26 protein-coding genes and 2 tRNA genes are annotated in these 24,499 nt (G+C 39.3%); 4 read left to right on the forward strand and 24 right to left on the reverse strand.

Annotated elements, in window-relative coordinates; genetic code table 11:
* Nucleotides 1-8 precede the first annotated feature (8 nt).
* Entirely contained in the window at nucleotides 9-713 is a 705-nt protein-coding gene (locus DW862_RS17870; protein WP_120069680.1) for a hypothetical protein, read from the reverse strand.
* Nucleotides 714-796: 83 nt separating this feature from the next.
* Between DW862_RS17870 and DW862_RS17875 the strand changes: the two genes are divergently transcribed.
* Nucleotides 797-1,060: a hypothetical protein gene (locus tag DW862_RS17875; protein ID WP_008998658.1), complete on the forward strand. Its 264-nt coding sequence runs from the start codon at nucleotides 797-799 to the stop codon at nucleotides 1,058-1,060.
* Here DW862_RS17875 and DW862_RS17880 read toward each other — a convergent pair.
* The 21 genes from DW862_RS17880 to DW862_RS17980 form a co-directional block, all read right to left on the reverse strand.
* Nucleotides 1,055-2,803: a toxin glutamine deamidase domain-containing protein gene (locus tag DW862_RS17880; RefSeq protein WP_120069683.1), complete on the reverse strand. Its 1,749-nt coding sequence runs from the start codon at nucleotides 2,801-2,803 to the stop codon at nucleotides 1,055-1,057. The two genes, DW862_RS17875 and DW862_RS17880, sit on opposite strands and share 6 nt — an antisense overlap.
* A 3-nt stretch (nucleotides 2,804-2,806) precedes the next feature.
* A complete protein-coding gene (locus DW862_RS17885; protein ID WP_120069687.1) occupies nucleotides 2,807-4,255 on the reverse strand; it encodes a phage portal protein in 1,449 nt (482 codons plus the stop codon).
* Between the two features lie 34 nt (nucleotides 4,256-4,289).
* Nucleotides 4,290-5,735, reverse strand: a complete 1,446-nt coding sequence (gene terL, locus DW862_RS17890; protein WP_181982077.1) for a phage terminase large subunit — start codon at nucleotides 5,733-5,735, stop codon at nucleotides 4,290-4,292.
* Nucleotides 5,716-6,210: a helix-turn-helix domain-containing protein gene (locus tag DW862_RS17895; RefSeq protein ID WP_117980002.1), complete on the reverse strand. Its 495-nt coding sequence runs from the start codon at nucleotides 6,208-6,210 to the stop codon at nucleotides 5,716-5,718. The genes terL and DW862_RS17895 overlap by 20 nt, the downstream gene beginning before the upstream one ends.
* Nucleotides 6,211-6,213: 3 nt before the next feature.
* A complete protein-coding gene (gene folE / locus DW862_RS17900; RefSeq protein ID WP_117980001.1) occupies nucleotides 6,214-6,807 on the reverse strand; it encodes a GTP cyclohydrolase I in 594 nt (197 codons plus the stop codon).
* Complete coding sequence (locus tag DW862_RS17905; protein ID WP_117980000.1) at nucleotides 6,762-7,307, reverse strand: 7-carboxy-7-deazaguanine synthase QueE; 546 nt, start codon at nucleotides 7,305-7,307, stop codon at nucleotides 6,762-6,764. The genes folE and DW862_RS17905 overlap by 46 nt, the downstream gene beginning before the upstream one ends.
* Nucleotides 7,294-7,626, reverse strand: coding sequence for a 6-carboxytetrahydropterin synthase QueD (gene queD / locus DW862_RS17910; protein ID WP_008998650.1), 333 nt, complete (start codon nucleotides 7,624-7,626; stop codon nucleotides 7,294-7,296). Before queD ends, DW862_RS17905 begins: the two co-directional genes overlap by 14 nt.
* Nucleotides 7,627-7,630: 4 nt before the next feature.
* Nucleotides 7,631-8,410, reverse strand: a complete 780-nt coding sequence (locus DW862_RS17915) for a hypothetical protein (RefSeq protein WP_133304330.1) — start codon at nucleotides 8,408-8,410, stop codon at nucleotides 7,631-7,633.
* A 106-nt stretch (nucleotides 8,411-8,516) separates the two neighbouring features.
* Nucleotides 8,517-8,846: a hypothetical protein gene (locus DW862_RS17920; protein WP_120069696.1), complete on the reverse strand. Its 330-nt coding sequence runs from the start codon at nucleotides 8,844-8,846 to the stop codon at nucleotides 8,517-8,519.
* The gene (locus DW862_RS17925; protein ID WP_008998647.1) at nucleotides 8,839-9,351 is read right to left on the reverse strand and encodes a hypothetical protein; all 513 of its coding nucleotides are present in this window, start codon (nucleotides 9,349-9,351) and stop codon (nucleotides 8,839-8,841) included. Before DW862_RS17925 ends, DW862_RS17920 begins: the two co-directional genes overlap by 8 nt.
* Nucleotides 9,352-9,367: 16 nt before the next feature.
* Complete coding sequence (locus DW862_RS17930; protein ID WP_008998646.1) at nucleotides 9,368-9,931, reverse strand: hypothetical protein; 564 nt, start codon at nucleotides 9,929-9,931, stop codon at nucleotides 9,368-9,370.
* A 252-nt stretch (nucleotides 9,932-10,183) separates the two neighbouring features.
* Complete coding sequence (locus tag DW862_RS17935) at nucleotides 10,184-10,585, reverse strand: ASCH domain-containing protein (protein WP_117979995.1); 402 nt, start codon at nucleotides 10,583-10,585, stop codon at nucleotides 10,184-10,186.
* Complete coding sequence (locus tag DW862_RS17940) at nucleotides 10,575-11,378, reverse strand: hypothetical protein (RefSeq protein ID WP_243636510.1); 804 nt, start codon at nucleotides 11,376-11,378, stop codon at nucleotides 10,575-10,577. The genes DW862_RS17935 and DW862_RS17940 overlap by 11 nt, the downstream gene beginning before the upstream one ends.
* Nucleotides 11,272-12,165, reverse strand: coding sequence for a DUF4373 domain-containing protein (locus DW862_RS26430; protein WP_120069702.1), 894 nt, complete (start codon nucleotides 12,163-12,165; stop codon nucleotides 11,272-11,274). Before DW862_RS26430 ends, DW862_RS17940 begins: the two co-directional genes overlap by 107 nt.
* Nucleotides 12,166-12,178: 13 nt before the next feature.
* Nucleotides 12,179-13,462: a PcfJ domain-containing protein gene (locus DW862_RS17950; RefSeq protein ID WP_120069705.1), complete on the reverse strand. Its 1,284-nt coding sequence runs from the start codon at nucleotides 13,460-13,462 to the stop codon at nucleotides 12,179-12,181.
* A complete protein-coding gene (locus tag DW862_RS17955; protein WP_120069709.1) occupies nucleotides 13,459-13,851 on the reverse strand; it encodes a Cas9 inhibitor AcrIIA9 family protein in 393 nt (130 codons plus the stop codon). Before DW862_RS17955 ends, DW862_RS17950 begins: the two co-directional genes overlap by 4 nt.
* A 4-nt stretch (nucleotides 13,852-13,855) precedes the next feature.
* Complete coding sequence (gene dnaN, locus DW862_RS17960) at nucleotides 13,856-14,971, reverse strand: DNA polymerase III subunit beta (protein WP_120069712.1); 1,116 nt, start codon at nucleotides 14,969-14,971, stop codon at nucleotides 13,856-13,858.
* A 164-nt stretch (nucleotides 14,972-15,135) separates the two neighbouring features.
* The gene (locus DW862_RS17965) at nucleotides 15,136-16,392 is read right to left on the reverse strand and encodes a phage integrase SAM-like domain-containing protein (protein ID WP_049702804.1); all 1,257 of its coding nucleotides are present in this window, start codon (nucleotides 16,390-16,392) and stop codon (nucleotides 15,136-15,138) included.
* 251 nt (nucleotides 16,393-16,643) lie between these two features.
* Nucleotides 16,644-16,718: transfer RNA gene (locus DW862_RS17970), tRNA-Pro, on the reverse strand.
* Between the two features lie 34 nt (nucleotides 16,719-16,752).
* Nucleotides 16,753-16,827 (reverse strand) — tRNA-Pro (locus DW862_RS17975).
* 114 nt (nucleotides 16,828-16,941) lie between these two features.
* The gene (locus DW862_RS17980; RefSeq protein ID WP_120069716.1) at nucleotides 16,942-17,694 is read right to left on the reverse strand and encodes a bifunctional 2-polyprenyl-6-hydroxyphenol methylase/3-demethylubiquinol 3-O-methyltransferase UbiG; all 753 of its coding nucleotides are present in this window, start codon (nucleotides 17,692-17,694) and stop codon (nucleotides 16,942-16,944) included.
* A gap of 890 nt (nucleotides 17,695-18,584) precedes the next feature.
* Here DW862_RS17980 and DW862_RS17985 point away from each other — a divergent pair.
* Nucleotides 18,585-18,779, forward strand: a complete 195-nt coding sequence (locus DW862_RS17985) for a hypothetical protein (protein WP_008022408.1) — start codon at nucleotides 18,585-18,587, stop codon at nucleotides 18,777-18,779.
* Between the two features lie 63 nt (nucleotides 18,780-18,842).
* Here DW862_RS17985 and DW862_RS17990 read toward each other — a convergent pair whose 3' ends face one another.
* Nucleotides 18,843-20,132, reverse strand: a complete 1,290-nt coding sequence (locus tag DW862_RS17990) for a PAS domain-containing sensor histidine kinase (protein WP_120069719.1) — start codon at nucleotides 20,130-20,132, stop codon at nucleotides 18,843-18,845.
* Entirely contained in the window at nucleotides 20,129-21,505 is a 1,377-nt protein-coding gene (locus DW862_RS17995; RefSeq protein ID WP_118195232.1) for a sigma-54 dependent transcriptional regulator, read from the reverse strand. The genes DW862_RS17990 and DW862_RS17995 overlap by 4 nt, the downstream gene beginning before the upstream one ends.
* Before the next feature lie 191 nt (nucleotides 21,506-21,696).
* Here DW862_RS17995 and DW862_RS18000 point away from each other — a divergent pair, with 191 nt between their 5' ends.
* Nucleotides 21,697-23,169 (forward strand): TolC family protein, encoded by a 1,473-nt coding sequence (locus DW862_RS18000; protein ID WP_120069723.1) that lies wholly within the window; start codon nucleotides 21,697-21,699, stop codon nucleotides 23,167-23,169.
* Between the two features lie 75 nt (nucleotides 23,170-23,244).
* On the forward strand, nucleotides 23,245-24,495 hold the full coding sequence (locus tag DW862_RS18005; protein ID WP_120069726.1) for an efflux RND transporter periplasmic adaptor subunit: 1,251 nt from the start codon (nucleotides 23,245-23,247) through the stop codon (nucleotides 24,493-24,495).
* Nucleotides 24,496-24,499: the final 4 nt, after the last annotated feature.

Below are 24,499 nucleotides of genomic sequence, written 5' to 3' on the forward strand. Positions count from 1 at the left end.
ATTAGTTATTATTCATCGAGGCCAAGACTGGCAGTTCCATTATTTGAGTTTTCTTCGTCTTCCATAAGTTCTAGCCATTCTTTTTCAGAACGTTCTTTGGGCTTGTAGGAATTAGGCTTGTAACCGCCACCGGCGACCTCATCATCTATTACCGACTGTCTGATTTCAGCGTATTCTTCTTGCAACTCTTTAATCTGATCTTCAACAGAAGTTTCAGAATTGACATCAATACGGTTAAACCACTTTTCAGGGAGTTTTGCATCTGCAAATAGTGTTCTGGCTGATGCCTGTTTCGTGGAAGTTGTGACTGTTGATACGACAGAAGATACCGATACGGTCAACTCGGAGATTTGCTTCTGTTGGGCTTTCAATAGCTTAACTACAGATGCGGGCAAATCTTCGAAGTCTTCATCATCGTCTTCTTCATCATCGTCTTCGGATTTTACTGTTTTCTTAGTCTTTTTAGCCGATTTGATAGGTTTACCATCCTTTAAACCATTGTTCTTTTCATACTCGGCAATAGCATCCTTTTTCGCTTTTTCTATTGCGGATGTGTTTTCAAGATCAGGAAGAATATTGTCTTTGAACAAGGCAATATAAGTATCAATATCATCCTCCTTTTCGATTTTGAAGAGTTTCTGAACCTTTACAGCGTACTTTTCATTTACACCTGCGGCTTTCAAGCCCTTTTTAATTGCATCAATGATTGTCATAACGATTTTCTATTAAAATATAAGGGGAGTAAATTTTTCCTGCTTATATATTTTATTCCGGAATCAATGACTATATTTGCAACATGGATAATAAGAAGAAAGAATATAGAAAGAAAGCTAAAGAACTCGCTCTTCAAAATGGATTCGATCAAGTTTCCTATTATGGAGAATGGAACGGCTATTTAGCATATACAGTATCCCGGAAAGAAGATGCAGGATGTTGTATTGGTTATCCTCGCTTTATCCTTGTTAAAGATAGTGTTGCTACGTTAGCACCATATACTCAATCAGAAGATATAATGGGAATGACTTCCATGCCTAAAGATCATGTAGATACATTACTATAATTTTTTCACTATTCCGTTAATAATATCAGTATTAACCAACAAATTGTCTACACGTAATACATTAACTCCATATCTCAAACTTATTTCCTTTGATAATTCTCTCCAGTTTTTCATCTTTCCAGTTTGTGGGTCATATATTATTATTTTTCCATTATGTAATTTTTCCAGAGTAATAATATGCCCAGAATTCTTGCCTTTCCAAGCAAAATCAATATGATATCTTCCCGGTTCTTTTACTAGTTCAACTAATTCTTTGGTTAACTCTTTTATACTTTTGCTTTTTAAAGCTCCCGATCTTGTTATATCATATATGCCTCCTGCAGTCTGTTTTTTAGGCATAACCATAGTCTTGGGGTCGATCCATACCCAATTGGTTCGCATTGATAACTCATATGGAATGTTCCCTGTCTTTTGAAGATTTGGTAGAGCTGTAACATTATATCCACGTCTCCTCAATTCATTAGCAACTACGCAAGACTGGCAATTTACACTATATTCGCTTGCTTTTCCATAATTAATGTTTCCCCGTAACTCATTAGCTTCTTCGAAGGTCATTTCTTTGCCTTTTTTTACACCAATCTTCTGTTCTATTTTGGCTTGGTTGAAGTTTCTTACAAATCGGTCTTCCCATCTTTTTTGAATATCATTTTTCTCTGCATCAGTCTTGATACGTTTAGAAACCTTTATAACTTCATTCGTAATAGGTTGGGAAACTATTTCTCTTTGTAGTCCTCCATCATTGGTAAAGTTATCCTTGTACCAGAAAGCAGATTGTAATCCATCTTTATTTTCGCTGACGAAATCCTTTGCCGCCTGGGGAATATCCGTAATAGTCTGACCTTGCGGAACCGTATCATTCAGCAAGAAATCAGCAAAATCTTCCGGCTCCATGGTGATAGGAGTGGCAAAGCAGATACAAAAAGGATGAAAGCCTGTAAACTTGAATGTTTTCGGATATTTACCTACCATCGCATCACATATCTTGCACGGTCCTCGATTATTGGCCGAGCGATGTATCTCAATACCTAATATGAAGTCCTGTTTGCTCCAACGTTCATAGTCCGCACTACGATAAGCAATGTTCGTAGTTGTAGCAGATGTCCGGAGAGCGTTCTTATATGCTGAACGATAAACACCTTGTCCTGGATGATAATTCTTCATTGGTTGTGATAATACCAATTCACCTTTCTCATTCCGGATCCTGCGAAAGCGTTTTTGGGGATTTTGCAAAATTTGCCGTATATCGCTACTGATTCCGTTTGCATTACGTCCGGCAACTACGCCACTATCAAGATAGAATTCGAGTTGCGATTTCGTTTGTTGCGTAATATTCCAAACTCTATCAGATAACTTGAATCCGTTAGCATCTATATCGTTCTTTAGCGCTTCAAATGCAGATAAGCTATGGGCGAACATACCATCTTTCGTTGCACTGGAAATAGACATTCCCTTGATGAACTGGGAAATAAAATCATCATTCTTTCTTTCTGCTCGTTCCCAACCGTCCTTTTGAAATGCAGAGATATTAGCATATAGCATTGATTCAAGATTCAGCAGTTCCCGGTCAACTGCACTCTCTATTCTCTGATTACGTATCCATACGTTATTTTTCCCCGCATCAGACCATTTATGGAGATACGGGGAAACAGAAAGAATAAATTGATTAAAGATATTAGCTATTACGGCCTGCTGTGCAGCAATTTTCTGTATATGTTGTTTATCGTAGAAAGAAAGTCCGGGCATAGATTATAAAGTTGCTCCAATAAATGAATTATTCTGTGCAGTCTCTTTTTCGTCTTGCTTCTTACGATTCAATTCTGTTTCCACATCGTCAGTGTATGGTGAATTCTTTATAATCGTTTCCTTGCTATTGAATTGAGAAGCAGTTTCAAGGTTCTTGAGTTCTTCAGCTAGATCTTGTGGGAGGATACTACCAAACTCAACCTCAATGTAGTTATCTTTTAATTGCGATGCATATTTAGTGTGCGTAATATTAGCCATTCCAGCCTGAACTATTGCCACTGTACGTTGAACTGCCGGGCCGAATATCTCCATTTGTTCAGATGCCTTAATCTCTGCATCAATCAACATAAAACGACGTGAGGTACCACTAAGGTTGCCAAGCCCCATTAGTTTACTCATAGATAAATCAGGACTTGAAGATCCGGAATGTATTGCATCATCTAACTGGTTAAGTTCAAGTGTTACGGATTCACAGGACTGTTGCCATGCTAAGTAATCTGCATCACCGTGATATGTATTACCGGTATCCGCATCTACTTCCATAGTAAAGTTTAACTCTTTGCCTACAGTTTCTTTGCTCGGAAGATTAGCCAAACCATAAGTTTTCAGTATCGGTTCGGAAAAGTAGTCATTAGTATCTGATAGGCGGGAAAGTCTCATTTCTTTCTTGTCTATCAAATTAGCGACATCTTCCCAATCCGGACAATCGACTTCAGCATATACTACCGGAATCTTGCCAAAACGATTCTTTATCTTTTTCACTAGCCAAACACCGTCCATAATACCGGAGTAGATAACATCTTTCGTATAGACTTTCACGCATTCGCAAGTACGGCCATTGACTTCTGCATTGTACTTATAGATAAAGCCGTCCATATCGTCGTCTTCATCAAAGTGTGGATAAAATTCACATTCGACATTACTATCCTTGGGAGTAGATAGAATCTTAACCTTCAACTGGCTTTTTCCATCATCTTTAGTGACCGGATAGAATACAATAGCTGCTTTGGTTTCAGACAACACCTTGCGAGCAAACTCTTTCAATACCGATTGCATCTTGAGCTTTCGCTTATAGACTTTCTTAAATTCATCAAATCCGTCGTTCGAATCTTCTGCTGTGATAGTCATTTCACCGCCGAACAAAAAAGCAACAGATGTGCGGACGATCTTTTTAGGTAGGTTGGTTACGACCTTAGCTACATCGACAGTCTTGTCTTCTAGTCTCTTTGGCTTTTCGGCTCCTGTTTCGGGGTCAATTTCTACTTCTGTATCTGAATATACAGCAATCTTTTTAGGCTCCCGATACCCAACTGATTCTTTACGACGGGTTCTGTCTCCATTGTATTCCTCCATATATTCACGAGGATTACGATTTTCACGGGTATCAACGCATAAATCACCTACTATGCTACCGAAATCTTCATTTTTCAGAATATCCTTAATGTCTGGCATATACTTTTCTCTTAAAATATACACAGAAAGGAACTTATCCGCGTCCTACCTTACGAGTTTGCTTCTTAAATTTCAAGCCAAGTGACTCTGCAAACTCTGCAAGGATTGTCATGCCATCCGGAGCATCGTCATGAGCGTTATCACCCTCGCGCTTGTAACTGGTAAACGCTTTCATGAAACGACCGTAGTCTGATCCTTTAGAATATTCTGTTTCATCAAGAAAAGCACAATGCTTCTTTATCCAGCCAGCTTTCATGATGATACGTGTTTCCTTGTGCTGTGTTGTTGCCCGGGCTTGAATCATACATGATTTCTTTTTAGCAGTAACAAGTTTGCGTACATTGATAGCAAATATACGCCCGCCATTGTTTGATTCAATACGTAGTTGATCGCACTCTGTATCAATAACCATTTGCGCCAGGCGCGGTTCTGTGACTTCGACAGGATCTTTAGTGAAAAGAATATCGGTAATGAAGTATTTTGGACCAAACACCTTTGCGAATGGTGCGCAGAAATCATCATCTCCTTTATCAGCAGTATCACAGGCTCCGAGTGTTCCATCAGGTTTTTTCCCTGCAATATCGGCAAGTTTGAAGCGCATGAGAGACGATTTGGGGAATAGTAACCCTTTGGCCTCGAACGGTTCCTGCATATACTCGGCCATCCAAATACTTTCGTCTGTTTCAGAACGTAATTCCTTGTAATATTCTGTAGTATGAACATCGGCGCAGAAAGTTTCATCATTCTCATCCAGCGCAGCAATACGAATGATTTCATTGTACTTGCCGGCTTCTTCCATGCGTCCAAGGACATCATTAGAGGACCAGCGAGTACCAATATCAATCATACAGCAGCTTCCTTCAATACGGGAGTCATGCGTACCCTGCTTCCAAGACCATACCTTTTCATTGTTATTATCCGATAATGCATCTTCCAGACTCTTGTACAAGTCATCCGTCATGGCGAGCATTGACGCACCAAATCCAATAACGGTACCACCAACACCACCACCGAAGTAGCTTACCTGCCGAGCGCCTTCCACACTCCAGCTCTTGACATTCTGCTTATCACCCTTTAAATGGATATCGGGAAATATTTCTTTAAAACGCCTAGATTTCACAACATCTCGAGTATCGTATGATAGTTTATTATAGAGAGTATCCGAACAACAGTTACGCATAACTGACTCTTCCGGAAAGTGTCCGTACATCCAGGCAATGAATAGAGAAGATATATAAGACTTTCCGGCACGTGGCGGCATACTGACAGCAAGACGGTAGATTATACTGGCAGAATATGATTCATACACACGCATGAACGCTTCTGCGACCTTTTTTAGGAACAGACGTTTAGAGAAAAACTTCGGATCATAGTACAAACAAAACGCCCAAAAGTCTTTCTTTGCTATTCGTTTGCGGAGTATGGTAGCAGCCTTTGCTTTACGAATCAATATTTGTCTTTTACTCTTCTTCTTTGCCATCAATTATAGCCTGTAGTTGTTCGTCACTCAATCCTTCCAATTCATCACCAAGGTTCACATTTGCATCAACTTCTTTTTTGTCTCTCCATTTCTCCGGCTGCCGGTTCTTCAGCCAGAATATAGCAGCTGTCGTATCAGGTGGGTAATGCTCAATATATTCTTTTGAGTCTGTTATTCTTCCTTCGGATGTTGCAAATTTTGTTGCCTTACAGGAATAACCGATAGCACGATTATATAACCGAGATGCAACGTTCGCATCCGCAATATTCTTTCCTTTTTTTAGGGACTCAAGAAATTCGGGATAGTCTTTTTTCCATTTATTTAAGGTTTGCTCTGAAACAGAGAAGAATTCGGCGAGCTCTTTATCTGTTGCACCCAACAAACAAAGCTTTAGAGCTTGATCGGCATACTCTATTCTGTACTCTGATTTACGCCCTCTTTTTTTCTTCTCGGCCGGATTCTTCTTCTCTGTCATAAACTAACCAAAACTAGCAAATTGTGATAATTCAGCCCTCAGTTCAGGCAACCTTCCATTATCAAAATAGAAAGAAGAACGCATTTTTCCCTGTTTTTTTACTCCACGCATGGTTTTACACAAGTGTTCTCCTTCCATAATAATACCAACTGCTAACGGTGGGTGTTCTTTTCCGAGTGCATCCACTATCATCGTAACGACATCTTGAGCTAGTCTCTCCTGTACCTGTAAGCGGGCTGCACAATAATCGATAACGCGGCCAATCTTTGAGATGCCTAATATGCTTCCTTCCGAATTAGGAATATAGGCAAACCAATACTTTCCGAAGAAAGGCATCATGTGGTGCTCGCACATTGAGTAGTAGTTACCAGAGTCTGCAACTATACTATTAAAGGATAATCCATCTTTACCATTGGGGAAAGTCGTTATTTTCGGTGCCTGTTCAGGATCATATCCGCGAAATAGTTCTTTCCACATTCTGACAATGCGTTCCGGTGTTCCTTTTAATCCTTCGCGTTCTGGATTGTCACCAATATACGATAGGATTGTTCTTACTGCACATTCAATATCTTTTGTGTCTGTAGACTTAGTTTCCATTTTGGGTGTTCTTTTACGTAGTTAATAACTTCTTCTGTGTTTTGACAGGAACATGGTTGCAGATAATATACTGCAGCTGTCATGGCTTCATAGGTTGACAGATCTTGCCCTGTATAGACGACTTTTATTTCGTGAGGATTGACAACAATAACTTTGCTTCCTTCTTTCGGTGAGCAAGTAATCCAATCAATGCCGATAGGAAGGGGAACTGTCCCGTTTGTTTCTATCTGAACGAACTTCCCTGCCTGATGGAGCTTATTGATAAACTCTCGATCTACCTGCAATCCCGGCTCGCCACCGGTCAAAACAACGAAGCGGGTAGGGTAGAAGCAAACCTCTTTGATAATTTCTTCATCCGACATTTCTCTTCCGGAAGAATGTTGTGTATCACAGAAGGGACATTTCAAATTGCATCCAGAGAAACGAACGAAAACAGCAGGAGTACCAGTACGATAACCTTCTCCCTGTATACTGTAAAAAATCTCATTAATCTTTTTCATACCACGCAATATTATTTTCAGATTCTTGTACCATTACTTTAAAACATCCCGGGATCTGATCACAAATCCATTTTGCCATATTCTCCGCAGTTGTATTGAAGGGAAGAATCTCATTCAGATTTTTGTGATCTAGTTTGTCCTGGATCTTCTGTTTGATATGTGTAAAATCGACTACCATACCATCTTGATTCAGTGTTTTTGCACGACACCAAACAATAATAATCCAATTGTGCCCGTGCAGGTTCTGACACTTACTTTCATAGGATAGCTTCAAACTGTGTGAAGCTGAAATCTCAATACGCTTTTTTACTATGTACATAATTTCATCTTTGGTTACCTAATAAATAATCATATTCGTGCAAACATAACTCACCGGCCAAACAAATTTTTGCCAAAGTGGGTTTAGAGCGAGGATTGAATCGATACTTTTTTACTAATTGATCGATACTTTCTGCATAAAATTCTAATAACTTTGATTCATCTAAATTTTTAATGTGTTTTGTTAGTTTCTTCCCATTAATGACAAATGGAAGTTTCGGCCATCTTACAATAGCACTCCAAGTTGTACTATCAGCACTCGTGCAAAAGCTATTCTCTTTCAACATTTTGGATTCGGTGCATCCCAACAGATGTATATCAATTTGAGGCTTTTTCTTCTTGATATATCTAGTCAGATAGGCAACATCTGTTTTGTAGGTTCGATTCTTATGTATTCTCAACTCTGGAACACTTATTGCAATATAATCCGAGAAGTCTATCAAGCGATCAAGTCCCTTCTTTCCGTCTTCTAGATGAAAAACGTTGATTATCCTGTTATCAGGAAGAAGACGTTTCATCTCTTTTCTGAATTTCCAGGCAATTTCTGGGGAAAGAATTTTTTGGCAATCAACTTCAACACATGTTCCAGTGAATCCTGTTTCTTTCACAAATTCGACTAACTTCAACATCCAAGTGTATAAGAATTCTTCATCATGTTTTCCTTTGTTTGCTCCAAACATTAAAGTAAACAGTCCGGAATCCATTATTGCATGCTCACCAAGAGAAGATACTAATGAAGGAATGATATTATTTCTATTTTTATTTGAAAGCTTGCCATTAATCATTTGTTTGACGAATGGATAGCATGTAAAAAGGAAATACTTTACTCCTACAGTATGAAGTGCCGTTAGTTTATCCAGATTTTCGCATCCTGCAAAATGAACTTTAAGATTATCTTTGAATAGCGGCTCCACCGAAATCATCCTCCAATACTTCAACTTCATTCATACTAGAAAAACGATTTAGAAGCCATTGCGCAATATCTTCACATGAATATGAACCAAATTCACATGGTGATCCAAATTCATTCTGCAAAGTGCTTTCTAGCTTTTTCTGCATCGTATAAATTTCAATTTCTCTGTTATTGTCTGAAACCTCGAACTTGCATCGTATTACAAATACGTGCCGATGCCGTGCTGATAAATAAATGCATGAAGGAGGTGCATCCGGATAGGAATGAAAACCAATTACTTGATTATAGGTAATAACTCGTTTATTCATCGTCATCCTCCTTTTCATATACATTTCTTCCACAGAAAGGGCAGATCAACACTTTTTCTTTTTTTGAAGCTGGTTGAGTACTCCCACTAAAGAAATCGTCCAATTTATCTTCATCAATGTTGAAGTTAGGAATATTCAAATTCCATTCACCTAACATATCAAGATTAAAATCATCAACGATAGCAGAGAAGTTAAAACGAGAAGTATCGGAAGTATGATTATCTGCCAAGGCTAGCAGTTTTCTCTTTTCATCTTCCGTAGATAAATCTTTGCGTTTAATAACAATGAGCTCCGTTCCGTCAGACTCTACAATACGCACTTTGAGACCTAACTTTTGAGCTTCCTCATACACGCCGTTTCCAGCGATTAACACATTGTCACGGTCGGCCAATACGGACCGACCGGCTCCACATTCAACGAGGCTTTTATGAATAAGCCGCTTGTTTTCGTCCCCATGGATACGATAGTTCCGGGGATCAATCTTAATTTCTACTTTTTCTTCCATGACCAAGGAATTTTCACTAAAATATAGTTTCCCCGGCTATTTTCTTTCTAATAAGTTCCTGCACTCCGTTATAAATCTCATATAGTTGTTTCAATGTTTCCGGACCTTCCCAGTCGGAAAAATTACCGTCCTGGAAGAAATGAAACTCAAAAACACGAGCTGCTACCGGACCTAAATCAAGGCTTTCAAACGTATCTCTTACTAAATGCAGTTTATTTAGTATTTCAGTATTTCTATCTTCTGATTCATCCGGGATATCTTCAATATCCAGCCTTGAATAATCTACATTATCGTCCACAGGCAGGGGCTTGTATCTACTCCTATACTGTGAAGTAGGAGAGGATGCGTTTAGCTTTATCATCTTTAAAACAAAGAAATCAAGCTCTGTATAGCCATTTTTTTTTGTTTCAAGTAGTTTGTCCAGCAACCTGTTTTTCTTTTGAAGGAGCGAACAAATAACCTCATTCAAGACATCTGTCGCTTCATCAGGAATGCCGGCAAGCCCACAATGATACAAAGAGTAATCAAGCCAGCGTTCGTAACGTTTTGTTATGTAATTATTTACTGCTTTACTTGCCATAAGCACAAAGATTTTATATATTTGCTGTTCCTAATAGCTATAAGCTTTGTGCTTATGAGAGTGGTTGGCGAAATTACGCCAGCCGCTTTTATTTTTGCAGTTCTTCGTACACCAAAAGCACACGTTTACATCTATGTGCCTCTTTTAATTCTTTTCGATATACTTCGATATCATCCGTTAAATCTTGTACTCTGTTAACTACGGACTTGTTTAAAATGCTATCTATTAACTCAACTCTTGTAACTTTGTATTTCATATTGTTTCCTCCCAGTCATAGTTCCATAATCCTAATTTCCCTCTTACATTTTCAATTGGCTTTTCAAAGAGAACGGGATTAGTGAGTACCCAGTGAGAAACACCTTTATCCGCCCATATTGAGGGATGATTTTGCACACAGTCTACAATCTCTACACTACCGATGATGGAGCCAAAAGGAAGATCGTTGAAACCTATACGGCTCATAGGTGTATTGAGCACCTTTAATCTTTGGCTTGGCTGTAAGCAACCAAACTTAGCAATATCTCCCTTTGCACTTGAATGTATAAGTACACGTCCACGAAAATTTGTTTGCCAACTCCGGTTCTCAATATCTTTGATACCGTGAACGATCAATGAGGCCCACGGCTGTTTTACTGTCAATACTTTAACTCTCATTTTCTTTAGTTTTAGCAATGTTATAATTACACAAATACATCCCGATATCCATTTCGGCTACATCTGGAGGAGGAATACTTTCACCGTAAATCTTACGTAGAGCCTTTTTATTGCCTCCCCATGCTTTCCAAAGTACCATGGGCTCATACTTATCAGGCAGATATGGAAATAGCTCACAGAAGGTTTTGAAGTCCTGTTTTGCTTTTTCACGTTCTCTTCTGGTATTTTGAACTCCCGTTACGATATCTTTAATCAAGTTCTCATTACGGGCATAGCCAGTTTCAGCCTTTTTTCGTACAAGTTCATTTTCTCTATGCTCAATTTCGCGTCGCCTGTCTTTGCAAAATTCGACAAGTGCTACCATAATCGCTTGATTATTGATCTTCGATCCCCAGACGAATTGTCCGCGGCTGCCGTTCTTTAGCTGGGAGAAGAAAATACATAACTCGGCTAAATTCAGGTACCAGTAGCTAGATAGTATGGACAGGGCTGTTTCTGCCAGCTGGGCATTAGTCAACTCAACACCGGCATATCTCAGTACAGATTTCAAATGCTCGGTAATGATCTCTACTGATGTTGAGTTGCTAAAGCTCCTGTTTACGTCTGCCAAAGTGGGTATATTCTCTGCATTAGCCACATCTGACAATGAGACATTACAGTTTAGTTGTGCGATTGTACCGCTCCATTCAGCGACCAATTGAGAGGCTGTCGATCCAGCTTGTAAGGCCTGCTGTATCGGTGTTAATTCCTTTCTGATTGCTGTCTTCTGGACAATCTGTGACGGACTTAGCACTACCTGCAGTTCTGTTTTTATTAGTTCTCCGTTCATCTTTCTTGTTTTTAAGCTCAATTTTCAACCAACTAGCAAAATGGGACATAGCATCTTTGGGAGACTTCGCTGTTTCGCCTTTATTCTGTTGCTCCATGAAAAACTGCTTCAAATACTCGTAAAAAGCTTCTAGTGTAAAGTCATTGTAGCCGGAAGAACGAGTATTCATCGTTACTGTTTCCGCCCATGATTGATTTGATTTAAGTTCAGCATAGCAATCATCTAAGGACTTATCGAAGAAGCTATCCGCCGGAAAAAGTTCTCCCACGCGTATATGTGGGGGAGAAGATTTTCTTTTATTTACTTTACTTTGTTCATTATCACCTACATTTATTGAGTTATTGACGTCATTAATCGAGTTATTGGCGTCATTAATCCAAAAATCAGGGATAATTTCAACATCTTTCCTTTTTGAAGTGCAGCTTTTAAATCTATTTTGAATACCACGGGAAGATAAAATATGGAACTTTCTATACAGGGTGTTATCGAATAATTCCACTTGTAGGGCCTTCTTCACGACTTCACTTACAGCGCCCTCGGATACCCCGACTATATCAGCAATATCAAAAGGCATTTCTTTGTCCCACACGATGTAATACCCTTTATCCTTGTAGATATTACATAGCAGGCAAATTAGTATAGTGACGGAATTTGGGCCACAAGCATTTATTATCTTGCGTACTTTCCTATCAGATAAGAAATCTGTATCTAAAGGAAAATAATCCAGTCCCTGTTTTAATGGTCTTGCCATATTTAGATCTTTTTTATGCCGTCAGCTTTTGACGTATTAAGTTCATATTCTTTGTTACGAGCCCAATAATACGGTCATGATATTTGGTATCATGATTAAGGACGCCTTGAGATTGAACGACACGTAATGTTTTTAGATTGACTTCAACCGTTTCAATGCGTTTATCTTCAATACGAGCTGACAAAATCAGGCTGTTCTCACGTTTCCAGTATTCATTAGTAAATACACAATGATGCATTTTATCTCCCTCTTCCTTAAAATCTTCGATAGATTTTAGAGGTATAATAGTCAATTGATTATCAGTGATAACCAAATCTTGAAACTTACTTATTCGCTCGAGGAATTTATTAATAGCTTCTTTTTGCTTTAGCATCTCTTGTTCCCGTCGTTCTTTTTCAGCTTTTTCCTGTTCTTTCTTACGCTTGGCTACATAGTAGTCGTGAGCTTTACGCAAGTTCTTAGGGCAAACATAAAAAGCATTATGAAGATCCTTGTGATAGCGATCTAGTAGTTCCAAATAATCAAACCACATTGGAGCATCTTTAATCTGATATTTATTACGAAGACAAATTTTTATAGATGGCCAATACTTATCAATTTTATAGCGGTGTCCCTCGAAATAATCTATTAATTCATAACGTCTTGCCTTTAGAAGTGTTTCAGCCTTGGGAGAATGGGGAATTGTATTGGCGGCAGTAAGAAATGACATACCGCGTAATTTACAATCTATACCCATTTGAATATATTTAGGTCTAAAGACGGAGGCCGGATGATAGCGTTCGCAGTAAATATCATTGTTATGATTGTAATAATACGATCCAACAACTTTATTCCGTATCTCCAGTTCTCCGCACCAGCCATTGAAGCCCATATTATTGGCTCGAGCTACTACTTCCCGGTTACCGTCGTCTTTTATCCAATGTTGTAGTATCTCACGAATATAATAACGAGGCTTTGTTTCTGCCCGGTAATAAGCAATCAATTCAAAACTTCGGATAACTTGGAATTCCTCACAAATTTCTGCCTTGCCAATAAACATTGTCTGTTTATTGATACGCTTCCTCGACTGTTCTATTTTCAAAGACGTATCACAATGAGGACAAACAGCACGTTTACGTTTTACAAGTTCCGGAGCGAAGCGTTGGCCGCACTCCATACAGATAATACGTGACTTGGTTGCATATCCTATATGTTTCAAACACTCATTCTTAGCCCAGTCAATCATCAAACTCTCAATATTAGGCAGCTGGCTACTTAAACCTGCTACTCTAAGCTGTAATTTCGTTCTTGGCTTCATAAGTCTTCAAATAATAAAAATTGTCCGGAAGGTATTTGCTTTTTCATCCCTTTACGCTTATTAGGGGCAGAAGCAGACTTTTTAATTTCTGGTTGTTCTGTAGATGCTTCTTTTTTCACATTTCCAGCTGATACCTTATAATTGTTTTGCTTACTAACTTTGATATCATCTTCATCGTAGTAATGAACTGCTAATCCGAATACTTCATCATCAGACATACATACAACGCTACCACCGCGTTTTTTTGCCTGACTTATGATATAGTCGTAGCATTCATCTATTTTCTTATTTGGCTTTGCATAGGAGGTAGCAAAGAGAGGGTCACGCTTTGCTCGCTCTTCTAAATATGATTGAATAACCTGTTTAGGTGATTGATATTCTTTTCCCATAGCATTAATAATTAATTGATAAAGGCATTAATAGATAAGTCAAGCTACGAACTTCTTCATCGCAGCGAGTAAGAATTGAGGCTTTCGACGGGTCACTCATAGTAATAGCAATATCCTCGGAGGGAATATTGTTTATCATTTCGATTAAAAAGCTACTCTTAAAGCCAATTTCAATATCACAACCAGTTCGTAGAGCAACAGTTTCTTCAGCTGATTTACAGAAGTCTAAATTATGGGCTGTAATTTTAAGGGAACCAGGACAAAACTTGAGTATCACCAGAGAAGAGTTTTCATCACAGAAAACAGATACGCGTTTTAAGGCTGATACAATATCGGTTCTTTTCAATACTGCACGGTTGGGTTGCTTTTGAGGGATAACAGCACGATAATTAGGGAACCGGCCTTCAATCATGCGGCAGGTTAAACGGTATGAATCAAACTCAAATAAAATATTAGTCTGATTTACTGATATTTCTACTTCCATGCAATCTTCCGGAACAATATTAGAAAGGACTTTGGCAAATTTACTTGGCAGGATGAAGGCTGCCCGTTCCTTGCGCGTATAAGCGGAAGGATTCTCAATCATCGCAAGTCGGGTGCCGTCTGTTGCAACAAATGAGATAGTATCTAAATCTATATCAAAATAGACTCCATTCAGTACCGGACGTAATTCGTCATTGGCACTGCAAAACAATACTTGCCTTATTCCATATAGTAAGTCATTTCCTGATACAAGTAATGGGGTAGCAGTATTATCTGTACTCATTGTCGGGTATTGATCTCCTTTTTCAACAGGTATAGAAAACTTTCCATTAGCATATTTGACTACCAATTCTTTTTCGTAGAGATGAATAGTTAATGGCTGCTCCGGGATTTCTTTTAATCCATCAAGTAATGTTTTGGCATTAGCCATAAAAGAACGATCAGTAAAGTCTGTTTTACCGTCAATATTGGTAGAGATACGCCCGCCTTCTTCTCCTGCTGTAACTAGGATGATACCAAATTCATCGACGACAAACAAAAAGTTGTCATAGGCCGGTATTGAATTTTTGGGCTGTATGATTCGCCCGATTGATTTAAGCTTATCTAATAAAGCTGTTTTTGAAACTGTAATTTCCATGCGTCATTGTTTTGTGGCGCATAGCGTAAAAATGAGATGAGTTTCAGTAATATGAACAATTGAAGCATATATATGCAATAAAAGCCGGATAAAATCATTGTTTTATCCAGCTCAACACCATTTTGGTTGCAAATATATAGAGAGTTTTTGTTTTTGCAAACGTTTCAGGTCTTTTTTTCTTCTTTTTTTTGCAATAAGTCCAAAACAGCACGATTTGCTTTATCACAAATACTATAATCTATATCAATGTAGATATCGGCCATTTTATAATCGTTATTCACATGACCAAGGCAGAAATCAATATCAGCTTTAGGAACTCCAGCCTTGTTGCGTGCCAAGCTGGCCCAGCTGTGACGCGCCCAGTTCGTGGTGATCTTGAAATCGAGTTCTAAGTTCATGCAAATGTCTTTCAGCCCATTATTGACTGCCCGCATAAAATTATTCAAGTTACAATAGTTGGTATGAAAGTAGGAGAGGAAATAACCCTCTGTGTATTTATCAAGGAGGATGCGGAGTTCCGGTTCTATTTTTATCGAAAGCGGTATTTGCTCATGATTGTTCCGCGTTTTTGTTTTGGAACGTGTGTATTCCAGCCTTCCACGACGTTCACATGACATGCTATATAAATCATTGATATTGATTCCCATCATATAGAACATCATCATAAAAACATCACGAGCCATATTAGTACATTTCTTATCAGACTGAAAATCTCGGATTTTTAATAAGGTGTTGGTATCTATATTCTTTCGTTTTCTCCGATACTCCGGGATTTCAACTTTCTTGAATGGGTCGCCAGGAATCCTTATAATATCAAAGTCTTCGTTATTATAATAGAGTTTTGCCTTGTTATACAATGCTCTTATTCCCCTAAGATAATGGCTTACCGTGCCTGGTTCTAAAGGTGTGCCGGCAGGTCCGGAGTGATATAAGTCTTTGATCATCTTATTCAGCATGAATGAAGTGATAAGTTTTATATCTATCTTTTTTCTTTTCATGTACCAACATAGGGTATCGATAGAAGATCTGTACCATTCGGCAGTTTTTCTCTTTTCCGTTTGAATTACTATATTTTGAGTAAACTCTACAAAATCTATAAACTCGGCATCAGGAACTAATGATTTTTCTATTTCTTCTTTTAAGTCCTTACATGACATAAATTGGGTTCTTTCTTGTCCTAGCTTCAAATACTCTCTCCTGATCTTTTGGATATACGCATTTATTTCGTACTCTATCATTTCACTGTTAGGTACGTTGGGTAGGATCCGGCCGGAGTCGTCCATGTTTTCTGGGCGGATATAGTAGCTGGTTGCTATATACTGGGATTCTCTATTATGATAGATTCTGATTTTTATATTTGATGTTCCATCTTGTTTTATATGTCTTCCTGTTTGGAAAACGATTGCTTTAAATGTTGCCATACTGTTTTAATGTTTTTTAAATGTTTAAAATTGCATTAAACAGCTTGAATCGGGGTAAATTGGCGGGAAATTGCTTTATTTTCCACTAAATAGGTGCAAATAGAAAAACTTGTTCAAAGATAGTTCAAAGAATTATCCCTTTTATTTGCCCCAAAATAGGGTATAATTGGGTCTATTTTGCACAAACAAAAAAGCCGATACAAACTGTATCAGCTCAACACCATTCAATTTTTCTTGACTTGAATTTTTCGTCGGGGTAGCGGGATTCGAACCCACGACCCCCTGCTCCCAAAGCAGGTGCGCTAACCGGACTGCGCTACACCCCGAAAACTTTTAACCGAACTCCCTTTTTCTTTGTAGTCGGGGTAGCGGGATTCGAACCCACGACCCCCTGCTCCCAAAGCAGGTGCGCTAACCGGACTGCGCTACACCCCGCTACTTTTTTGAAGGGTTGTTCTTTTCAAAAGCGGTGCAAAGATAGGGAGTATTTTTTAATTAACAATAGCTAAACGAATGTTTTTTATCTATTATTTTTCAATGCCTTGAATCTCATAGCTTTGCGTCTTTACTTTTTTTCTTGGCAGAGATCAAAAGCATCATCGGACGCCGTAATTCATCTTTCATGCCCGGGATGGTATCCAGCAATCTTTCGTCCGGTTGTGGCTCTATAAGTTCGCATATCTCAAATCCGGTTTGAAGGAGTCCGTTTATATACGTAGTCAGCGTTTTGTGGTATTTGACAACTTCTTCGCCCAGAAAGATTGCTGTGCGCCTGCCTTCCGTAAAATAGCGATCTACCGGCCAATGGATAGGCTTCCCGTCCTGGTCGTAATGCCATTCCTGATTGCCATAGGCTGTAAATACCGGATGTTCTACGGAGAAGACGAAGGTGCCTCCCGGAGTCAGGCAGTTATTGATTTTCCGGCATATATCCGTAAAAGATTCGAGATAATGGAAGGTTAACGAACTGATGACAATGTCATAAGTATCCGGCTGGAAATCAAAGTCCTCGATAGCCATGCATTGGTATTCAATGAATGGAGAAGGATTCCTTTTCCGGGCTTCTTCGAGCATCTTCTTCGAAATATCAATTCCGGTAACGTGTGTCGCTCCGTGTTCTATCGCATAGACGCAATGCCAACCGAATCCGCAGCCTAAGTCTAAAACTCTTTTCCCTGCAAAATCGGGGAGCATTTTCTGCAATACATGCCATTCTCCGGCTCCTTTCAAGCCTTCCACCGAGCGGGACATTTGAGAATATTGACTGAAGAAATCGCTATTGTCGTATTTGTTTTCTTTCATAATTTAATAAGAGGATGAGTTGAATGAAAGCACAAATATATGATTTAATTTATATATTTATAGAAAAGGTATACATAAATCAGGGCAACCGTCTCAAAAGTTTGTTTCATTAGAGCACAGATTTGAATTAAATGCTACATAGTGAAAAATATCCATCATGCTATCATTCATTTTAATAGTATTCTCATTGTCAAAAGAATAAGTATGATAGATAGCTTTAAAAAAAGGTATCTATCATACTTTTACCAGCAAAAACAGGTTGTCTATCATCAATAGAATAGTCGAATAAAGGCCCTATATGCATAAGATAGCTTGTTTTTGTTGCAATGAATCCGTATAAATCCGATGATCACGGCTTAATAATCCAACTTTAATGGCGATAAGTTTATAGCCCACACCTGTAAACCGTGCAGCCCGCATCTGTAGGCTGTACAGTTTGCAGGTGTGGGCTGTACAGCCTGCATACGTGGGCTATATAAATACCACCATTCCCAATAGATTATTAAGCTGTCAAATACAGGTTATCATCCTATAAAACGTGTATCCCTATGCCTTTAAATGGGTAATCTCACCTAATACTACACTAAAAATAGACAAAGTATAGGCATGATAGATAGCCGTTTTTTTGCAATAAAAGTATGATAGATACCTTTTTTAAAGCTATCTATCATACTTATTCTTTTGATAATGAGAATACTATTAAAATGAATGATAGCATGATGGATATTTTTTCACTATGTAACTATTCAATTTAAATCTTGTATCGGAATGAACAAGTCCATAGTGGTATATTGGGGGTGTGGTTTCTTTGTACACGAATAATTTGTGAGTATGAACTATCTTTCAATGTTTTCTGTTCTATAAATAAGAATTTTAAAATGAAAAGCCTTATGAAAACAAGAAAACAAAAAGAAACAGGTGAAAAAGAAGTCCACTTGTTAGAGCAAAAAGGATATGAAAAAATGGTGAATGAGATTGTCCCCGTTCAACAGGCGGAAGTATATCGCAAGCCGACTCATAAAGCAGTCAAAGAAGCTGTTAAGGAGTTAAATCCGGATACAAATAGTCTGGGCAGTAGAGGATGATTTATCCTCTGCTGCCCAGATTAATCCATCGTATTAAAGGATCCGGAAGACTTTTGGTGGCTCTCATTTAGGGAAAGTAAGAATAAAACAGCTTCCTTTCCCTAATTCAGATTTTACGTTGATACTTCCGTCATGCAAAGCCATGATCTGTTTGCACAGGCTCAATCCGATACCCGAACCGGATGTTTTGGTAGTGAAGAAAGGAACGAAAATCTTATCCAAAACAGTTGGTAGAATTCCCTCACCATTATCAGATATCGCTAATGTCGGGTTGCCTTTAGAGAAAAACTTTATTTGTATTTCTTTATCTGCTTTCCGCTCGCACGTTTCGCGGGCATTTTTTAATAAGTTGATAAGCACTTGCTCTATCTGTGCACGGTCTGCATATAAATATAAATCGGATGCGGGCATTTCGAAATGAATATACTCTTCCGGAAATAATTTCTTTAAGTCCGTAAACAATTCGGCAACAGATACTTTGGTGCGGACAGGTGTCGGAATACGTGTCAGTCGCCGGTAATTCTCCACAAATCCCAATAATCCTTTACTTCTTCTGTGAATAGTCTGCATGGCTTGCAACATGATAGAATACTCCTTTTCTCCGAGTGATTCGGGGATTCCTCTTTCACTTAATGTTTCCGAAAGAGAGATAATAGGAGTGATGGAATTCATGATCTCATGTGTCAATACACGAATCAGCTTTTGCCAGGCTTCCATTTCATTTCGTTCCAGTACGGAATGGATATTCTTTAAACTAATTAGCCGTTGCTTTTTGCTTTGTGTGGCGAACGCACCTTGTGTGACAAATGTGGTGCAGGAAATTGCCATTTCCAGAACGATGCCATTTTGCTCGATGCGAATAATGGATATGTCATTACTGGTAGAAGCCTCTTGAAGAACTTCCGGAAGTTGTGATAGTTGCCCCAGATGAGTGACTGCTGCCTGATTCATCCATTCGATATGCCCGGTTACATCGGTTACGAGTACGGCGGTATCTACTTTATTCAATAAATTCTCGTAATATTGATGCTTGATTTCTTCTGCCAATAGCTTTCCGCGAAAGTCCTTTAATGCATTAGATAGTTCCTGTGCCCACTCATCCATCATTTTATTTTTAAAAGGAGGATGAAGATTCTGCGTTATATCGTTGTATCGGAGTCCATCCGTTAATTGCCGTAATAAGGCGATTTGTTTGAACTGTATTCGGTAGAGATGTATGCCGACGCCTATTAGAAGGAGAATACAGACGGTAGTACTGAACCATAACTGCCTTTGATACAGCAGACAACTGCTAATGGAAAGTAGAAAGATAACTATGATGTGCAGAATTACTTTAAACTCAAATCGTTTCATAAACCTAATTTTTCAAGTTTGCGATATAATGCAAAACGGGTAATTCCTAAATATTCGGCAGCACGGGAGATGTTTCCGTTGCTGATTCGGAGTGCTTTCTCAATGGCCTGTCGTTCTAGTTGTTCGAGATTCAGTACCACTTCTTCCTCTTTTTTCTGTTTGGACGTGGTGTGAAAAAGAAAGTTTTCAGGTTTCAGCATGGAGCCGTCTCCTAAAATTACGGCACGTTCTATCGTATGTTGAAGTTCCCTTACATTTCCGGGCCATGCATATTTCAGCAGTTTGTTTTTGGCTTCCCGGGTCAGTCCGTGTATTTTCTTTTTATATTTACGGGTATAACGGTCCAGAAAGTGATCTGCAAGCAAGATGATGTCATTGCCACGTTCACGGAGTGGAGGTATATGTATTTCAATCGTGTTGATACGATATAATAAGTCCTGACGGAAATTCCCGTCTTCCACCATCTGACGGATATCAGCATTAGTGGCGCAGATTAAACGGACGTCAATGGGAACGGTTTGCGTACTTCCCAAACGACTGATTTGCCTTTTTTCGATGGCAGTCAGTAATTTGGATTGCATAGGAAGTGATAGATTGCCAATTTCATCCAGAAATAAAGTCCCGCTGGTTGCTACTTCCATTCGTCCCGCTTTCGATTTCTTGGCATCGGTGAAAGCGCCTTTTTCGAAGCCGAACAGCTCACTTTCAAACAATTGTTCGGGGATACTTCCCAGGTCGATCGTGACAAAAGGTTTGCCGTATCGTGGAGAACAACGATATATTAGTCGGGCAATCACGTCCTTGCCTGTACCGTTTTCTCCGAGAATTAGTATATTGGCATCTGTATTACTTAGTTTATTTATCGTGGTAAACACTTCCTGCATAACAGATGATTCTCCAATAATATCATTCTCCGAAGTATTCTGACCGCTAAGAACTTCCACTTGTTCTTTCAAAATACTGACTTCCTGTTGTGACTGACGCAATCGCATTCCTGAAGTCAGCGTAGCCAGCAATTTATCCTTTTCCCAAGGCTTGGGAATAAAATCAGTAGCACCAGCTTTGATGGCCCGAACAGCTTTGTCTGTATCTGCATAGGCAGTCATGAAAATAACAATAGCCTGTGGGTCAATCTGCAATATCTGCTTTAGACTTTCAAATCCCTCTTGTCCGCTGATGGCATCCCGGCTGAAATTCATGTCTAATAAGATAAGATCGGGATGAAAGGTGGTCATGAAATACTCGATACGGTCAGGGGTAGTAGCTACTTTTATTTTTTCCGTATAAGGTTCCAGTAACAGGTTGAGAGCAAAGAGCACGTCCTCGTTATCATCTACTATAAGTATCTTTCCTAATTTGTTCACTTCTTCCATATCTTATAATCTATTAGATTCCGGGAGCAAAGATATGGATAAATCTCATGTGTTGTGTGTGCGATTGCGCACTAATTTTGTGCGTATATGCACACACAATCAACTGAATGGATATTGATAAATTGTTGAATGATAGTGATTTATGCAAATGGCACATCTTTTGAATGATGAATAACAAATAAAGCCAACGAATGAATCTGAAATTAATCTTCATATATCTCGGACTATTGTCGACAGAATTATTGATTGCTCAAAATCAAATTACAGAGTTATCATTGAAGCAAGTCATAGAAATGGCCCGTATGGAATCTCCCGATGCACAAACGGCACGTCACAGTTTCCGTTCTGCATATTGGAACTATAAATATTATCGTGCCAATTATCTACCGTCTTTAAGTTTGACATCCGATCCTAATCTGAACCGTGCCATTAATAAGATAACGATGGGAGACGGTTCGGTAAAGTTTGTCGAACAAAATTTATTGAATACGGATTTAACCTTGGATCTTTCACAGAATTTATCCTGGACTGGTGGTTCTTTCTTTCTTGAAACCTCTGCTCAACGTATGGATTTATTCAGCGAACATAAATACTCATGGCAGACTTCCCCTATTATGATAGGTTATCGCCAGTCTCTTTTTGGCTACAATAGCCTGAAATGGGATAGACGGATAGAACCTGTACGCTATCAGGAGGCAAAGAAAAGCTACGTAGAGACACTCGAACTCGTATCAGCCAATGCGATTCATAAATTTTTTGCCTTGGCCACTGCCCAAAGCGATTACGATATTGCTTCCTTTAATTATGCCAATGCCGATACACTTTACCGTTATGCACAAGGCCGTTATAATATAGGTACCATCACAGAAAATGAAATGCTACAACTGGAACTCAACCGTTTGACGGAAGAGACGAATCGCATGAATGCCCGTATTGAGATGGATAATTGTATGCAGGAACTCCGTTCCTATCTCGGTATTCACGAAGACCGGGAGCTGCGTGTTCTTGTCAGTCCCCAAGTTCCGGATTTCAGTGTGAACCTGAATGAAGCACTGGTTTTAGCTTACGAAAACAGTCCGGACATACAGACGATGGAAAGACGCAAACTGGAAAGTGAGAGTGCAGTTGCGAAAGCCCGTGCCAATGCTGGCCTGAAAGCAGATATCTATCTCCGTTTCGGATTGACGCAGACTGCTGACAAACTGCCCGAAGCTTATCGAAATTTGTTGGACCAGCAATACGTGAGCATCGGCATTTCTCTTCCTATCCTGGACTGGGGGCGTGGAAAAGGACAGGTACGAGTAGCCCGTTCCAATCGTGATTTGGTGTACACACAAGTAGAACAGAGCCGGACAGACTTTGAACTGAACGTCCGTAAACTCGTCAAACAATTCAATCTGCAAACGCAACGTGTCCGCATCGCTGCCCGTACAGATGAAACAGCCCAACGAAGAAGCGAAGTGGCACGCAAACTCTACTTATTAGGTAAATCTACTATTCTTGATTTGAATGCCTCCATTTCAGAGAAAGACAGTGCTCGCCGTAACTATATTTCGGCTTTATATAATTATTGGAGTTTATATTACACACTCCGTAGCATGACACTATATGATTTTGAGCGAAATACGATGCTGACAGAAGACTATCATCTGCTGATTGAATAGAGAACAACGAAAAGTCAGTAAAGAATAGAAATTGAATCATAGCTAGTAGAAACTTGTAAAACACCAGATAATTTCATGGATATAAAATTAGAAAAGAAACCGTGGTACATTCGTTACAGATACTATCTGATAGGAGGGATATTGTTTGTCGCCTTCCTGATTTATGTGATTACTTTGTCTTTAGGTCCCAGAAAACTGCGGATAGATGCCGAAGATATACAGATTGCAGAAGTAAAAGTGTCTAATTTCATGGAATATGTGGACGTGGAAGGGCTCATTCAGCCTATACTAACCATCAAGATCAATACCCGTGAAGCAGGAAGTGTGGAAAGAATTGTCGGTGAAGAGGGAAGTTTGCTTCAACAGGGAGACACTATTCTTGTTCTTTCCAATCCCGATTTGCTTCGTAGTATTGAAGACCAGCGCGACGAGTGGGAAAAGCAAATGATTACCTATCAGGAGCAGGAGATTGAAATGGAACAAAAAAGTCTGAACCTGAAACAGCAAGCCCTTACCAACAACTACGAATTGGAACGCCTGAAAAAAAGCATCGCTCTCGACCGCGAAGAATTCCAGATGGGCGTGAAGAGTAAGGCTCAATTGCAGGTAGCAGAAGATGAATACGGCTACAAACTGAAAAATGCAGCCCTGCAGCAAGAGAGTCTGCGGCATGATTCTGCCGTTACGATGATACGCAAGGAACTGATCCGTAACGACCGGGAGCGGGAACGGAAGAAGTATGAACGTACTTGCGAACGGTTGAATAGTTTGGTGATTACAGCTCCCTTGAAAGGCCAGCTTAGTTTTGTAAAGGTCACTCTGGGGCAACAGGTTTCCTCTGGTGAAAGTATTGCTGAAATAAAAGTATTAGACCAATACAAAATCCACACTTCACTTAGTGAATATTACATTGACAGGATCACCACCGGATTACCGGCTACAGTGAATTATCAGGGAAACAAATATCCGCTGAAAATAACAAAAGTGGTTCCCGAAGTGAAAGACCGTATGTTTGATGTCGATCTTGTCTTTACAGGAGATATGCCCGATAATGTACGAGTTGGCAAGAGCTTCCGTGTGCAGATTGAATTGGGACAGCCGGAGCAAGCACTCATTATTCCGCGAGGCAACTTCTACCAGTCTACAGGCGGACAATGGATTTACAAAGTAAATACATCAAAGACAAAAGCAGTCCGTGTGCCATTGAGTATTGGTCGCCAAAATCCGCAGCAATATGAAATAGTAGAAGGTTTACAGTCGGGAGATTGGGTAATTACAACCGGATATGATACCTTTGGGGATGCAGAAGAGTTGATTTTGAAATAAACAC

This window comes from Bacteroides sp. AM37-9 (assembly GCF_003603455.1).
GTDB lineage: Bacteria > Bacteroidota > Bacteroidia > Bacteroidales > Bacteroidaceae > Bacteroides > Bacteroides xylanisolvens.

Coding starts and splice junctions, on each gene's coding strand:
- DW862_RS17985 (WP_008022408.1), top strand. CDS start 18,585: ATGAAAACAAGAAAACAAAAAGAAACAGGTGAAAAAGAAGTCCACTTG.
- DW862_RS17920 (WP_120069696.1), bottom strand. CDS start 8,846: ATGAATAAACGAGTTATTACCTATAATCAAGTAATTGGTTTTCATTCC.
- DW862_RS18000 (WP_120069723.1), top strand. CDS start 21,697: ATGAATCTGAAATTAATCTTCATATATCTCGGACTATTGTCGACAGAA.
- folE (WP_117980001.1), bottom strand. CDS start 6,807: ATGGAAACTAAGTCTACAGACACAAAAGATATTGAATGTGCAGTAAGA.
- DW862_RS17870 (WP_120069680.1), bottom strand. CDS start 713: ATGACAATCATTGATGCAATTAAAAAGGGCTTGAAAGCCGCAGGTGTA.
- terL (WP_181982077.1), bottom strand. CDS start 5,735: ATGGCAAAGAAGAAGAGTAAAAGACAAATATTGATTCGTAAAGCAAAG.
- dnaN (WP_120069712.1), bottom strand. CDS start 14,971: ATGGAAATTACAGTTTCAAAAACAGCTTTATTAGATAAGCTTAAATCA.
- DW862_RS17925 (WP_008998647.1), bottom strand. CDS start 9,351: ATGGAAGAAAAAGTAGAAATTAAGATTGATCCCCGGAACTATCGTATC.
- DW862_RS18005 (WP_120069726.1), top strand. CDS start 23,245: ATGGATATAAAATTAGAAAAGAAACCGTGGTACATTCGTTACAGATAC.
- DW862_RS26430 (WP_120069702.1), bottom strand. CDS start 12,165: ATGGCAAGACCATTAAAACAGGGACTGGATTATTTTCCTTTAGATACA.
- DW862_RS17950 (WP_120069705.1), bottom strand. CDS start 13,462: ATGAAGCCAAGAACGAAATTACAGCTTAGAGTAGCAGGTTTAAGTAGC.
- DW862_RS17990 (WP_120069719.1), bottom strand. CDS start 20,132: ATGAAACGATTTGAGTTTAAAGTAATTCTGCACATCATAGTTATCTTT.
- DW862_RS17915 (WP_133304330.1), bottom strand. CDS start 8,410: ATGATTAATGGCAAGCTTTCAAATAAAAATAGAAATAATATCATTCCT.
- DW862_RS17885 (WP_120069687.1), bottom strand. CDS start 4,255: ATGCCAGACATTAAGGATATTCTGAAAAATGAAGATTTCGGTAGCATA.
- queD (WP_008998650.1), bottom strand. CDS start 7,626: ATGTACATAGTAAAAAAGCGTATTGAGATTTCAGCTTCACACAGTTTG.
- DW862_RS17905 (WP_117980000.1), bottom strand. CDS start 7,307: ATGAAAAAGATTAATGAGATTTTTTACAGTATACAGGGAGAAGGTTAT.
- DW862_RS17930 (WP_008998646.1), bottom strand. CDS start 9,931: ATGGCAAGTAAAGCAGTAAATAATTACATAACAAAACGTTACGAACGC.
- DW862_RS17880 (WP_120069683.1), bottom strand. CDS start 2,803: ATGCCCGGACTTTCTTTCTACGATAAACAACATATACAGAAAATTGCT.
- DW862_RS17955 (WP_120069709.1), bottom strand. CDS start 13,851: ATGGGAAAAGAATATCAATCACCTAAACAGGTTATTCAATCATATTTA.
- DW862_RS17935 (WP_117979995.1), bottom strand. CDS start 10,585: ATGAGAGTTAAAGTATTGACAGTAAAACAGCCGTGGGCCTCATTGATC.
- DW862_RS17875 (WP_008998658.1), top strand. CDS start 797: ATGGATAATAAGAAGAAAGAATATAGAAAGAAAGCTAAAGAACTCGCT.
- DW862_RS17995 (WP_118195232.1), bottom strand. CDS start 21,505: ATGGAAGAAGTGAACAAATTAGGAAAGATACTTATAGTAGATGATAAC.
- DW862_RS17980 (WP_120069716.1), bottom strand. CDS start 17,694: ATGAAAGAAAACAAATACGACAATAGCGATTTCTTCAGTCAATATTCT.
- DW862_RS17965 (WP_049702804.1), bottom strand. CDS start 16,392: ATGGCAACATTTAAAGCAATCGTTTTCCAAACAGGAAGACATATAAAA.
- DW862_RS17895 (WP_117980002.1), bottom strand. CDS start 6,210: ATGACAGAGAAGAAGAATCCGGCCGAGAAGAAAAAAAGAGGGCGTAAA.